Here is a 12142-nt window from a genome sequence, read left to right on the forward strand (position 1 = left end):
CCGCGCGATGGCAATCAGCGCGACGCCTTGCGCCCGAAGGAACCCGGCGCCGCCGCGCGCGCGGCCGCCGCCGCGACCGGCGCGACGCGCGGCGTCGCAGCGGCGCGCGCTTGCTCCGCAACGGCGCGGTCGATCGCCGATTGCGCGCCAAACAAGGCAGACGCCGCGCCCGAAGCGCCAGAAGGTGCGCCGCCGGGCGCAAACACGGGGCCGCCACCGCCTTTTCCAGGCGTATGGTCATATTTGTTCGGCCCATCCTTGCTGCCGAGGCAGCCCAGATTGACGAAAAAGCCCACGCTAATCACGATCAGTGCGAGAAACGGCAGGCCCATCGAACTGAACAAACGCTCCGCCGGCCATTGCTCGGCAATCGCCGCGAAGACGTTGCCAACCATGAGCAGCACAGGCGCGATTGGCAGCAACGACCACCATCCGCTCTGCCCGCGATCGTGGAAGCGCTTCACCTGCAACGCCATGGCGATCCACGCCACGCCCACCGAGAGCGGGAGGATCATCGCCAGTTGCGAGGAGGCTGCGGCAAGCGCCGCGGCCGGATTCTTTTCCGCCGGCACCGCGCTCGTGCCGGCCATGGCCAGCATCACGACCCAATTGACGACGTTCACGCCAATCGTGCCGAGCCAGTATTGAGCGCGGTTGATGCGCCCGTTGAAGCCGAACAGCAGAGAAACCAGTCCCACGCGCACCCTCCCGCCAAGAAGTGTGCCGAAAGTACCGCGTGAGCCGTTAAAGCTGCGCAAGCAAGCGCGGTAAATTCGCGTTGACGTTAATGCCGCGCTACCCGCGTTACGCAGCGTGCTGGCGCTCCAGCACTTCGTTCCATTTGCCCTGGCTGGCGAGCCCGTTCATCTGCGCGCGATGCAGGAACGCGGCCTGCGCGGCGCCGACATTGTCGTCCTTGCCGCTCCAGGCTTTCTGCGGCGCCGCTTGCAGCGCGCGGCCGTAGGAGAACGTCATCTGCCATGGGAAGCCGCCAATCTCGTTCATGCGCGAAAGGTGCGCCGTGGCGAGTTCATCGGTTTGTCCGCCAGAAAGGTACGCGATCCCCGGCACCGCCGCCGGCACGCACGCTTTCAGGCACTTGATGGTCATCTGTGCGACTTCATCGACCGAAGCCTGCTTCGCCGCCTTCTTGCCAGGCACGATCATGTTCGGCTTCAGCACGATGCCTTCGAGCGCGACGTTCAGATAGTAAAGCTGCTGGAACGTCTCCTTCAGCACCCACTCCGTCACCGCGTAGGTCTGGTCGATGTCGTTATCGCCATCCATCAGCACTTCTGGCTCGACGATCGGCACGATGTCGAACTCCTGGCAGAGATTGGCGTAGCGCGCGAGCGCGTGCGCGTTGGCGACGAGACCTGCGTAAGAGGGGCGCCCGCCCGTCGGATCAATCACCGCGCGCCATTTCGCAAAACGCGCGCCTTGCTTGTAGTAAGCCTCAAGCCGCTTCGGGAGCCCATCGAGACCGGTCGTCACCAAATCGCCGCGCGCGCCATTGAGCGGCCGCGTGCCTTCGTCGACCTTGATGCCAGGAATGGAGCCCGCATCGGCGATCAGCTTCACCAGCGGCGTGCCGTCTTTCGCCTTCTGCCAGATCGTCTCGTCATACAGGATGACGCCGGAGACGTAGGTCATCGCGTCCTTGGCCCGGAACATCAGCTCGCGATAGTCGCGGCGGTTTTCTTCGGTGTTCTCGACCCCAATCCCATCGAAGCGCTTAGCGATCGTGCCCGTGCTTTCGTCCGCCGCCAGGATGCCCTTACCCGGCTGCACCATCGCGTCCGCGACCTTGTTCAATGCTTCGAGATTCACGTTTCCGCGCCCCATGTCTGATTGGATGGCGGGTGTCTAACCCACCCCTCCAAAAAACGCCACGCTGGGCAGGGGTATGGGGAAAAGTATCGCAGCAAAGCGCCTATGCGGCGGCGGCTTCTAGCGCTTCAGCGCCTCGACGCCCGGCAGCGGCTTGCCTTCCATCCATTCCAGGAACGCCCCGCCAGCCGTGCTCACGAACGTGAAATCTGCCGCAACGCCGGCATGATTCAGCGCTGCGACCGTATCGCCGCCGCCCGCCACGGCGATCAGCTTGCCGTCCTTTGCCAGCTCCGCGGCGACCTGCGCCGCGATCACCGTCGCCTGGTCGAACGGCGGCACTTCGAACACCCCGAGCGGTCCGTTCCAGATCAACGTGTGCGAATGCTTCATCGCCTCGCGCAGATGCCGCACTGTCTTCTCGCCGGCATCGAGAATCTTCTCATCTGCCTGAATCTCATCCAAACCGCACATCCGCGCTTCCGCGTGCGGCTTCACTTCTTTTGCCACCACGACATCGACCGGTAACAGCAACTCGCACTTGCCCTTCGCCGCCGCCATGATCTCGCGCGCCGTGTCGGCCATGTCTTTCTCGGCCAACGAGCCGCCAATCTCAACGCCTTGCGCATAGAGGAACGTGTTCGCCATCCCGCCGCCGATCGCCAACTTGTCCAGCTTCGCGATCAAGTTCCGCAGCAGCTCCAATTTCGTCGACACCTTCGCGCCGCCGACGATTCCCAGCACCGGCCGCTTCGGCGAACCCAACGCCGCCTCCAGCGCATCCAGCTCGCGCTCCATCTGCTTACCCGCATAAGCCGGCAAAACGCGCGCTATGCCTTCAGTGCTCGCATGCGCGCGGTGCGCAGCGGAGAACGCGTCATTCACATAGAAATCGCCCAGCGCCGCGATCTGCTTGGCCAGCTCCGGATCATTCGTCTCTTCGCCGGCATGAAAGCGTGTGTTCTCCAACAGGATTGCGCTGCCCGCGGGCAGGGCGCTGATTGCGGCCTTCGCCGCGTCACCCACGCAATCGTCCGCGAACGCCACCTGCGCACGAAGCAGTTTCGCCAGCGGCTCAGCCAACGGCGCCAGCGACATCTCCGGCACGCGCTTGCCCTTCGGCCGATCGAAGTGCGCTAGCAGCGCCACCTTGCAGCCTTTTGCCGTCAGCGCCTGTATCGTCGGCAACGCCGCCCGCAGCCGTGTGTCGTCGCTGACGCGCCCGTCCGCCATCGGCACGTTGAAATCCACACGCACCAGCGCTGTCTGACCCGATGGCGCGTCTTCGATCCTGCGAAAGCTCAATTGTGTCCTCCAAGCGCCAGGCCCAGCCAATACGCCACGCCCAATACCGCGCCGATCATCAGCAACGCCAGCGCCGTGTTCGTCAGCCGCGTCGAAAGCGCCATCGCCGATAACGCCGGCCAGCGTAGCCAAGCCCAAGCCGCCATCGCCGCCAGCAAACACAGCGCAAAGCCCGCGAGCGGCGCGCCCGACCAACCCAACACAAGCGCCAGCACCGCGAACCCAAAGTCCGCGCCCGCCGCCGCGAGGTTAGGCTTGCGCGCCGCCATCGCGCTTACGCCATCAGGAAGTCGCGCTTGCCCAGTTCAATCCCGTTATGGCGGAGGATCGCGTACGCGGTGGTGAGGTGGAAGTAGAAGTTCGGCATCACCCAGCCCGTCACGTAGTCGACGCCGCTGAACTTCAGGTCCGCATTCGGAATCTTGATCACGATCTCGCGCGCCTCGGCGCCCTCGAACTGCTCGGGCTTGTAGCTCTCGACAATGCCGATCACCTTCTTGATCCGCGCATGCAGCTCGGCGAACGTCGTCTCGGTGTCTTCGATCACCTCGGGCGTATGCCCCGCGAGGCGCGCGACGCAGCCCTTCGCTTGATCCGCCGCGGACTGCACCTGTCGCGTCAGCGTGAACATGTCCGGCGCCAGACGGCTGTTCAGCAGTACGCTCGGATCGTAGCCCTTCACCTTCGCTTGTTGCTCGGCCTTGCTCAAAATCGAAGACAAATTGTTCAGCATGCGCACGAAGATGGGCGCGCTGATCGCGTGCATCGAAAGCTTGGTCATGACTTAGATCAGTCCCCCGGAGACGAGGCCGAGCCAATAGGCGCCGGCTATGATGGAGATGATGGTGACAACGCCCATGATGGTCGCTGTCGCCCACACCGCGCCGCGCATGCGGTTGAGCAGCACGCGTCGCGTCCAGCTCCAATAGGCCAACATCCCAACCGCCGCCAGCGCTGTAAGCCACACCGGCGCGTCATAAGTCCGCACGCAAATGCTGCGAGCGCGAACGCAATCTCTGACGCTGCGACTGTGAACGAGTAGGAGGCGCGGCGTCGTCCCATGGCCGCATCGTGAAAGCTCGGCGCCATTAACGCTGCGCCTCTCACCCAAGCGGGGAGTTAATTCCGCATCATCTGCATCAGCGCCGCGAATGCGAACCCAATCCACGGAAACGCCAAGCCACTGGCTACCGCCAACGTCAGAGCTTTCGCGTCCGACGCGAAGGTCAACCGCTTGCCAAACCAAGCTTCGCCCGCGGCCCAAGCTGCGGCGCTGCCGATCGCAAAAAGCCCCAAGCTCAGGTCAAGCTTCGACGTCATATAAAACGCTGTCGAGCCGCCCACCAGCAGCCCCCACAGCTGGCCTTTCGCGGTCGGGGAGAGATGGGGAAGGCGTATCAAGGGCACGCGCCCATTGTGCGAACGCCTTCTTGGACAGTGCGAGTCGCCTCGAAGAGCAGCCGAGCCTCATCGTCGTTGCGCCAACGATCAGGGCGCAAAGTACACGTCAACATTAAGTTCCGGGAGCCTCCATCCGCTTCGGCGTCAGAGTAGCCGTAGTCGCGCCCCTCATACTGAATTGCATAGCCCTCGCGGATCATTTGTTCGGCCAGGTCGACTCGTGGCTCTCTCTCTCGCCAGGCCCAACACTGGACAAGCGCGCGGCCAAATGAATCTCTTGGCCTTTGCGTGCGTTGTGAAAGCCTTTGGTCGCACTGAATCAGCGCTCCGTCCATTAGTTCAACAAGGTGGGTTCGAGCGAGTTCTCCGCAATCAGTCCCGTTCGAACATTCCTGATCGCTTTCGGGCGCGTCGGCGCCCCACAGCCGCATTGGGATTTCTCCGATATAGAAAGAGTCTCCGTCATGGACGTTTGCATCACTAACGTAGCCAAGATGGGTTCTCGGTTTCACGTAGCCTCCGAAGCCGATCGCAACCACTGACAGCGAGACCACACCGCCAAGCATGAAGGCAAGAGTTCCCAGAATGAGTGGCCGCACCAACCTTTCAGTGCGCTCTCCGGGAGTAAAGGCAGCGAAGGCTGCTGCTGCGAGAACAGCGCCGGCCGCAAGAAAAACGTCCATCAATTGCGGAACGAACTGAGCCACGCCTCCGACATTGCGCCGAAACGCTTGCACCAGGATCCCCGACGACGGGCTGTCTCGGCTCTCCCACAAATTTCCTATCGCCCGGAATAGGCCAACATGATCATTCTGTCGGAAGACAAGAATCGTTGCGGCCACTAGCAGCGCAACGCCCGAAACCCAAATCAACAACCGCCACGGCTGTTTGATCTGTCGCGTGCTGATCCAGAACACCGCCAGTGCCGCCACGAGTAGTGCAAACGCCAACTCCATGACGGCCCCCAGCGCTCACATGATTAGATCAGCTTCGCCATCGCCACAGCGGTATCCGCCATGCGGTTCGAGAAGCCCCACTCGTTGTCGTACCAGCTCAACACCGAGCAGAACTTGCCTTCCATCACCTTGGTTTGATCCATGTGGAAGATCGACGAGCGTGGATCGTGGTTGAAGTCCATCGAGACGTTCGGCGCATTGGTAAAGCCGAGGATGTCCTTCAGCGCACCCTCCGACGCTGCCGCCTTGATCGCGCCGTTGATCTCGTCCTTCGATGTCGCGCGCTTGGCCACGAACTTGAAGTCCACGACCGAGACGTTCGGCGTCGGCACGCGGATCGAGATGCCGTCGAGCTTGCCCTTCAGATCGGGGATCACCAGGCCGATCGCTTTCGCGGCGCCAGTGCTGGTCGGGATCATGTTCAGCGCCGCGGCGCGGCCGCGGTAGAGATCCTTGTGCAGCGTATCCAGCGTCGGCTGGTCGCCGGTGTAGGAGTGGATCGTCGTCATCATGCCGTGATCGATGCCGATCGCGTCGTGCAGAACCTTCACCACCGGCGCCAGGCAGTTCGTGGTGCACGAGGCGTTCGAGATCACGAGGTGATCTTTCGTCAGCCCTTGATGGTTCACGCCGTACACCACCGTGTAGTCCGCGCCGTCCGCCGGCGCCGAGACGATCACACGCTTGGCGCCACCTTCGAGGTGAAGCGCCGCCTTGTCGCGCGCGGTGAAGATGCCCGTGCACTCGAGCGCGATAGCGACGCCCAGATCCTTATGCGGCAGCTCGGCCGGGTTCTTAATCGCGGTGACCTTGATCTTGCCGCGGCCGATATCGATCCAGTCTTCGCCGGCTTTCACTTCGCCCGGGAAACGGCCGTGGACGCTGTCGTAGCGGAGCAGATGCGCGTTGGTCTCAACCGGCCCGAGATCGTTAATCGCGACGACTTCGATGTCGGTGCGGCCGGATTCATAAATCGCCCGCAGAACGTTCCGGCCGATCCGTCCAAAACCGTTGATCGCGACCTTCACGCTCATAATCTGCTCCCAGGCTAACAATTTGCCGGTGGATTACCCCTCGCGCGCGCGCGCGTCCAGGCGCGGAAACGCACGGCTGCTTTCACCGAATCGAACTCTGCCGTAACAATTCGTCGCAATGGCGAGCGATTCCCTCACCGAGGTTCGCGAAGCGGCGCAAAAAGCGCGTCCGCTGGGCGCGGCGCTCGATTTGATCGAAATTGAACACTCGTCCCTGGAGGCCCTGCGCTGATGCAAGCCACCCTGAACATCCTCGGCCATGAGATCACCTTGGAGTGCTCAGAAGCCGAAAGCCGCCGCCTCGAAGACTTGGCCCGCGCCCTCAACGAGCGCCTCGCCACAGGAACCGAGCAGGGCGCCGCGCAACGCCTTGCCTTCACCGCGCTTGCGCTCATGGACGAGACCCAAGCCGTCCACGCCGCACTCGCCCGCGCCCGCTGCGAGATCGAGCGCCTGACCGACATGGTTGTCGAAGCCCAGCTCGACGCCGGCGGCGCGCCCGACAGCGCCGATCGTGGCCGCGTCGGGTCTTTGCGTCGCGTTGCAGAAGGCGCCGCTTGAGACTGAGGCCAAGCGCGCCTAGATTCGACGCGGGCGGTTTCTGCGGCGTTCGAGAGGCGCTTTCATCCCAGGGACCGTATCATCTCTCTCGGGAGCTGGCTCTGTACCGGACCCTGGTCCGGAATACCTGGCGCCCACCTAACTTGTTAGGGTTCGAGAGGATGAGCATTCCTTCCGGCGCATGTGGTACCGCCCAACCATTTTCCGCTGACGGCCAAGTTGGAGCGCGGGCCTCCTGGCCCGCACTCCCGCAAGCGGCGGCCGGCGTAGGCGCGCCGGGAGGCGCGCGCTCCAACTTGCAAGCGCTGGCGCCATGACGCCCACCGATCTCGAATCCCAAAAAGCTGACGCGCGCATGCTGATGCGCAAGGAGCGCCAATCCGTGGAACCCGGAGACGCGCCGCTCAGGCTCATCGAACACTTCCCGCTCGAACTCGCAAAGCTTTCGCCCGTCGCCGGCTACTGGCCTGTCGGCGGTGAGATCGACGGCCGTCCCTTGCTCGCGGCGCTCGCCAAAGCTGGGCGCACCATCGCGCTGCCGCGCATGGAATCCCGCGCCGGTCCCGCGCGTTTCATGGCGTGGATCGGCGAGCCGCTCACCGCCGACGCATTCGGCGTGCCATCGCCGCCCGCCACCGGCGCCGATCTCGCCCCGCGCCTCATCCTCGTGCCGCTCCTTGCGTTCGACCGCACCGGCCGGCGCCTCGGGCAGGGCGGTGGCCACTATGACCGCATCATCTCGCTCTACCGCGCCCACGGCGTCATCGCCGCCGGCCTCGCGTATGCCGAACAAGAAATGGGCGTCGTCCCCACTGGCCAACACGATGCGCATCTGGATTGGGTGATCACGCCGAAAGAAGCCATCAAGTGCGCGCGCGGCGAAGATCTGCGCGGCCGGCGCTAAAACCCAACTGTAATAACCGCTCCCGTGCTGAGCGGCTTGATTTGCAAACCCACGCCCGTTCGCTATTCCTGCGCGCCCAACGGGCAAGGGCGGCAAACGCATCGGATGAGCGACGCGAACGTATCCGCAATTATCGACGAGATTTACGGCGCGATACTCGCTCCCGAAGCTTGGCAGCGTTTGGTCGACCGCATCGCCGAATGGCTGAGCGCCGACATGGGCCTACTCTCGTCACCCGCGCTGCCCGGCTGCGAGCCCGTTCCGCTGATCGGCTACAAGTTCGATCTGACCCCCGTCGCCGGCGAACCGCTGCTGCTCTATCCCGAGTTCACACTGCGCGCGCTTGCGCGCGCGAATCTGCCCGACAGCTACATGTTCGACGATCTGATGCCGCCGGACGAGCAGGCGACAAACCAGTACTGGCAGCGCGTAATTGTGCCCCTCAACATCACCAGCGGCATCATCACCGTGATCCGCACCGCAGACGACAACCGCCGTCCAGTCATCCTCTCGCTCTTCCGTCGCGGATCGTCAGCGCCGTTCCACGCCGCCGACATCGAAAAAATGCGAGCGCTGTTGCCGCATTTGCGCAGAGCGCTGGGCGCTTTGCTCGACGGCGAGCCGCAATCGGTGCCGGAGGACGCTACCGGCGGCCACGCTTTACGCGCGGCAGTGTTTTATCTCGATCGCGAAGGCTGCGTCGTGGGCATGACCGATGCGGCGAAGAAATTGTCCGCGGCGGGCAAGGGCGTCACGATCTCACCTGAAGGTCGTCTCGCGCCGAACGATCACCGCATGCAAATGCCGTTTCGCAATGCGCTGACGCGCGCGATCGGCAAGCCGTGGTCGCGTACGTTCCGCACCAGCTCGGAGCTTGCGTTGCGCACGTCAGACGGAGTCAGCCTGGTTCTCGTTGTCACGCCCGTCGCCGCGGACGCGATGGCCTCGCTCGCCTCCAAGGCGCGTTGCGCCGTGTTCGCGTTGGCGCAGATACCAGTTGGCGAGGCGGCCAAGCGGCGAATGCAGACTCTCTTCGGCCTGACACAGGCAGAAACGGACGTCGCCGCTGGCGTCGCCGATGGAAACACCATTGAGGGCGTCGCCGCCGAGCGCGAAACCAGCGCCTTTACCGTGCGCACGCAAATGAAGCGCATCTATCTGAAAACCGGCGTGCGCACCCAGGCCGAACTCGTCGCCCTGGTGCATCGCCTCCGCTAAGGCGCTAAACGTCACGCATCATGAACACATCCGCGCGCACGTAGGGCGTCACCGGATGCTCACCTTCGCCCAGATGCCGGAAACCAAATTTTTCATACACACGGATTGCTGGCCCAAGCGCTGAATTCGTTTCGATGTAGAGCTGCTTCGCGCCAAGTGCGGGCGCTACCGCGATCAGGTACGCCATGATCGCAGACCCAATCCCGCCGCCGCGGAGTTGCGTCGTCACGCCCATCTTGGCGATTTCCCACACGCCCGGTTCTGCCCGCTTGATCAGCGCGCAGGTACCAACGACCTCGCCATCCAGCTCTGCCATCGCGATCGCGCCGTCCGCCAGAATGCGCTGCGGGTTATCCAGCGCCTCGATGTCCTTCGGCTCCAACGCGAAGAAGTGCTGGATCCACTCCACATTGAGCGCCTTGAACGCCGCTTCGTCTCCCGCGCGAAACGCCCGCACTACAACGCCGCTCATGGTCTGCTCCCGCTATTGCTCCATACTTGGCGATCTTCGCGTGCGCGAGAAGGCCTGATCACTCCTTACCGCGCACCTCTCCCAATGCTAGAACGCGTTCGTGGCGGCGGGATTGGAGGGCATTTCAATGATCCAAAAACACACATTGCTAGCGGCGCTCGCCGTCTCAATCGTCTGCGCCTGTTCGCCTGCCGCCGAAGCGCCCGAGGCGCCGGCGACACCGGAAATTGCTCTGGCGCGCACCGCCGCTGACGCTGATCTGCAGTGGGGCCCATGCCCTCCGGTGTTCCCCGCAGGCTGCGAGATCGCCGTTCTCCACGGCAACCCTGCGCAACCGAACGCCGACATCTTCCTGCGCGTGCCCGGCGGCTACGCCATTCCCGCGCACAGCCACAGCTCTGCTGAGCGCATGATCCTGGTCAGCGGCAATCTCGACGTCGACTATCAGGGCGCCTCGCCGACATCGTTGGCTGCGGGCAGCTACGCTTACGGACCGGCCGGAACGCCGCACAGCGCGACCTGCCGCGGTCCGGACGGCTGCACGCTTTTCATAGCTTTCGAGGGTCCAGTGGACGCAAACCTGTTCGAAGGCTCCGTGGAATGACCTTGGCCGGTTGAGAAAGGGGCGAGGTCCCGCTAGAAGCCTCGCCCCATGGCCGGTCATAGCAAATACGCCAACATCCAGCATCGCAAAGGCGGGCAGGACAAGAAACGCGCCCAGGCGTTCACGAAAATCGCGCGCGAAATCCAAGCTGCGGTGAGGCTCGGTGGCCCCGACCCGAACGCCAACCCGCGGCTCTATCGCGCCATGGCGTCAGGCCGCGCGATCAACATGCCGAAAGACAACATCCAGCGCGCTGTCGACAAGGGCGGCGGCGCCGGCGCGGAGAGCCTCGACGAAATCCGCTACGAAGGCTTCGGCCCCGGCGGCATCGGCGTCATCGTCGAGTGCCTCACCGACAACAAGAACCGCACCGCCGGTGAAGTCCGCGCCGCTTTCACCAAGCACGGCGGCAATCTCGGTGAAACCAACTCAGTTTCTAACGCGTGGAAGAGGGTGGGCGAAATCCGCTATCCACTTTCGGTCGGCAGCGAAGACGCCATGCTCGAAGCCGCCATCGAAGCCGGCTGCGACGATTGCGCCGTCGAAGACGAAAGCCACGTCGTCGTCTGCGAAATGAACGCACTCGCGGGTGCAGCGCAACAGCTCTCAAAAAAGTTCGGCGACGCCGCCAGCGCCAAGTTCGTCTGGCGCACCGATATCGCCATCCCAATCGAAGGCGACAGCGCGGAATCTCTGTTGAAACTGATCGACCAGCTCGACGATCTCGATGACGTCCAAGACGTCTATTCCAACGAAGACATCAGCGACGAAGAACTGGCGCGCTTGAGCGCTTAGCGTCCCGCGAAATAGTCAGCCGCTTCCTGCACCACGACGATCACTGGCGGGATTAGAAACCCGACCATCGCTACTGCAATCACGGTCAGCACGCCGTTCCACACGCGGCGCAAGAAGCGCCGCTTCTTGCCGACTTCGCTGTAGTCGGCATCAATCACGCGCGCGTCCGGCGCCGGGCGTCCCGGCGCCTCGCGCAGGCGGAATGTTTGTTGGCGCGCCACGTTCCTGCGTTCGCGCAGAATCGCGGCGCAGGCAAGGCGAAGCCGCCGATGTTTCCACCGGCGGCTCCTGTACGCTTCGGTAATGGGTGGTTACCCGAAGCGGCTGTTGCGGTCGTTCATTTCCGCCTGAACGATGCGGTCGAGCCGATCGAGCATGCGCGTCAGATCGCGGCGCTCTTCAAAGTTCAACCCGTTGCGGCGATAGCGTTCCTCGGCGCGATGGAAGTCGTTCAGTTCCGCGCGAATGCGGACGGCTTCATAGCGCGAGATGCGGCCCGTGCGGATGCCGTATTCGAGACGGTTCACGACTTCACGCTCGCGCTGGTTGATCTGACCCCAGCCGCCGTTGCCGCGGTCGTCATTGTCATGACGCTCGTAGCGGATACGCGCGGAGAGCGCGTCGAAGCGGCGGTCAAGATCGCGCCGCTCCGATTGCGACAACCCGTAGCTCGAACGATAGCGCGCTTCCAAACGCGCCAGATCTCGAAACTCGTCACGCAAGCGCGATGCTTCTGCGCGCGTCAGCGAACCGTTTCGCACGCCAACGTCGATGCGTTGGTCAAGGTTGACTTGTCGTTGATTGATGCTCTGCCATTGCTGGGCAGAGGCGGGGGCAGCGACGGCGAGCGCGCTCACCGCAACGGCCATGGCCAAAAACTTTTTCATCGTACCTTCCTCACAAATTTCGGGGCGTCGCCCTCAAGGTTATCAAGCCAGTCGCTCCAGCATCGTTCCGCAGGAACATGAGCCAAGCTGTCGCGACCAACGCGGTTCCCGAACCGTTGCCAATCTGTGTCAAACGCGTATAGCGACACACAAAGACACTGTTCCGAGCGCCGAC

The 12142-nt window shown here is 63.4% G+C and carries 17 protein-coding genes and 1 other RNA gene; 6 read left to right on the top strand and 12 right to left on the bottom strand.

Features of this window, described 5'->3' with window-relative positions; all coding sequences use genetic code 11:
- Window positions 1-14: 14 nt before the first annotated feature.
- The 9 genes from DSM104635_RS03625 to gap form a co-directional block, all read right to left on the bottom strand.
- On the bottom strand, window positions 15-698 hold the full coding sequence (locus DSM104635_RS03625) for a DUF805 domain-containing protein (RefSeq protein ID WP_158764894.1): 684 nt from the start codon (window positions 696-698) through the stop codon (window positions 15-17).
- Window positions 699-804: 106 nt separating this feature from the next.
- Window positions 805-1830, bottom strand: a complete 1026-nt coding sequence (locus tag DSM104635_RS03630) for a class I fructose-bisphosphate aldolase (RefSeq protein ID WP_158764895.1) — start codon at window positions 1828-1830, stop codon at window positions 805-807.
- Window positions 1831-1950: 120 nt separating this feature from the next.
- Complete coding sequence (locus DSM104635_RS03635) at window positions 1951-3135, bottom strand: phosphoglycerate kinase (RefSeq protein ID WP_158764896.1); 1185 nt, start codon at window positions 3133-3135, stop codon at window positions 1951-1953.
- Entirely contained in the window at window positions 3132-3404 is a 273-nt protein-coding gene (locus DSM104635_RS03640) for a hypothetical protein (protein ID WP_158764897.1), read from the bottom strand. The genes DSM104635_RS03635 and DSM104635_RS03640 overlap by 4 nt, the downstream gene beginning before the upstream one ends.
- A 5-nt stretch (window positions 3405-3409) precedes the next feature.
- Entirely contained in the window at window positions 3410-3916 is a 507-nt protein-coding gene (locus DSM104635_RS03645) for a DUF1993 domain-containing protein (RefSeq protein WP_228445832.1), read from the bottom strand.
- A 3-nt stretch (window positions 3917-3919) separates the two neighbouring features.
- A complete protein-coding gene (locus DSM104635_RS03650) occupies window positions 3920-4123 on the bottom strand; it encodes a hypothetical protein (protein WP_158764898.1) in 204 nt (67 codons plus the stop codon).
- A 131-nt stretch (window positions 4124-4254) separates the two neighbouring features.
- Window positions 4255-4536 (bottom strand): hypothetical protein, encoded by a 282-nt coding sequence (locus DSM104635_RS03655; protein WP_158764899.1) that lies wholly within the window; start codon window positions 4534-4536, stop codon window positions 4255-4257.
- Window positions 4533-5492 carry a thermonuclease family protein gene (locus tag DSM104635_RS03660; RefSeq protein WP_158764900.1) on the bottom strand — a complete coding sequence of 320 codons (960 nt, stop codon included), beginning with the start codon at window positions 5490-5492 and terminating at the stop codon, window positions 4533-4535. The genes DSM104635_RS03655 and DSM104635_RS03660 overlap by 4 nt, the downstream gene beginning before the upstream one ends.
- Window positions 5493-5515: 23 nt before the next feature.
- Entirely contained in the window at window positions 5516-6526 is a 1011-nt protein-coding gene (gap, locus tag DSM104635_RS03665) for a type I glyceraldehyde-3-phosphate dehydrogenase (protein ID WP_158764901.1), read from the bottom strand.
- Between the two features lie 231 nt (window positions 6527-6757).
- Here gap and zapA point away from each other — a divergent pair, with 231 nt between their 5' ends.
- The 4 genes from zapA to DSM104635_RS03685 all read left to right on the top strand — a co-directional run bounded on the left by zapA (window position 6758) and on the right by DSM104635_RS03685 (window position 9209).
- A complete protein-coding gene (zapA, locus tag DSM104635_RS03670; protein WP_158764902.1) occupies window positions 6758-7087 on the top strand; it encodes a cell division protein ZapA in 330 nt (109 codons plus the stop codon).
- 34 nt (window positions 7088-7121) lie between these two features.
- Window positions 7122-7281: non-coding RNA, 6S RNA (ssrS, locus tag DSM104635_RS03675), on the top strand.
- 119 nt (window positions 7282-7400) lie between these two features.
- Entirely contained in the window at window positions 7401-7991 is a 591-nt protein-coding gene (locus DSM104635_RS03680; protein ID WP_158764903.1) for a 5-formyltetrahydrofolate cyclo-ligase, read from the top strand.
- Between the two features lie 105 nt (window positions 7992-8096).
- Window positions 8097-9209 (top strand): helix-turn-helix transcriptional regulator, encoded by a 1113-nt coding sequence (locus DSM104635_RS03685; protein ID WP_158764904.1) that lies wholly within the window; start codon window positions 8097-8099, stop codon window positions 9207-9209.
- Window positions 9210-9213: 4 nt separating this feature from the next.
- Here DSM104635_RS03685 and DSM104635_RS03690 read toward each other — a convergent pair whose 3' ends face one another.
- Window positions 9214-9681, bottom strand: coding sequence for a GNAT family N-acetyltransferase (locus DSM104635_RS03690; RefSeq protein WP_158764905.1), 468 nt, complete (start codon window positions 9679-9681; stop codon window positions 9214-9216).
- A 127-nt stretch (window positions 9682-9808) separates the two neighbouring features.
- On the opposite strand from DSM104635_RS03690, the gene DSM104635_RS03695 reads away from it, so the two are divergent.
- Complete coding sequence (locus DSM104635_RS03695; protein WP_158764906.1) at window positions 9809-10285, top strand: cupin domain-containing protein; 477 nt, start codon at window positions 9809-9811, stop codon at window positions 10283-10285.
- A 48-nt stretch (window positions 10286-10333) separates the two neighbouring features.
- Window positions 10334-11080 (top strand): YebC/PmpR family DNA-binding transcriptional regulator, encoded by a 747-nt coding sequence (locus tag DSM104635_RS03700; RefSeq protein WP_158764907.1) that lies wholly within the window; start codon window positions 10334-10336, stop codon window positions 11078-11080.
- On the opposite strand, the gene DSM104635_RS03705 is transcribed toward DSM104635_RS03700, so the two are convergent.
- Together DSM104635_RS03705 and DSM104635_RS20065 are read right to left on the bottom strand one after the other, a co-directional pair.
- On the bottom strand, window positions 11077-11301 hold the full coding sequence (locus tag DSM104635_RS03705; protein ID WP_158764908.1) for a hypothetical protein: 225 nt from the start codon (window positions 11299-11301) through the stop codon (window positions 11077-11079). The two genes, DSM104635_RS03700 and DSM104635_RS03705, sit on opposite strands and share 4 nt — an antisense overlap.
- Before the next feature lie 90 nt (window positions 11302-11391).
- Entirely contained in the window at window positions 11392-11967 is a 576-nt protein-coding gene (locus DSM104635_RS20065; RefSeq protein WP_323368344.1) for a hypothetical protein, read from the bottom strand.
- Between the last annotated feature and the right edge of the window lie 175 nt (window positions 11968-12142).

Origin of the sequence: Terricaulis silvestris (assembly GCF_009792355.1) — a bacterium.
In the GTDB taxonomy this organism is placed as follows: Bacteria; Pseudomonadota; Alphaproteobacteria; order Caulobacterales; family Aquidulcibacteraceae; genus Vitreimonas; species Vitreimonas silvestris.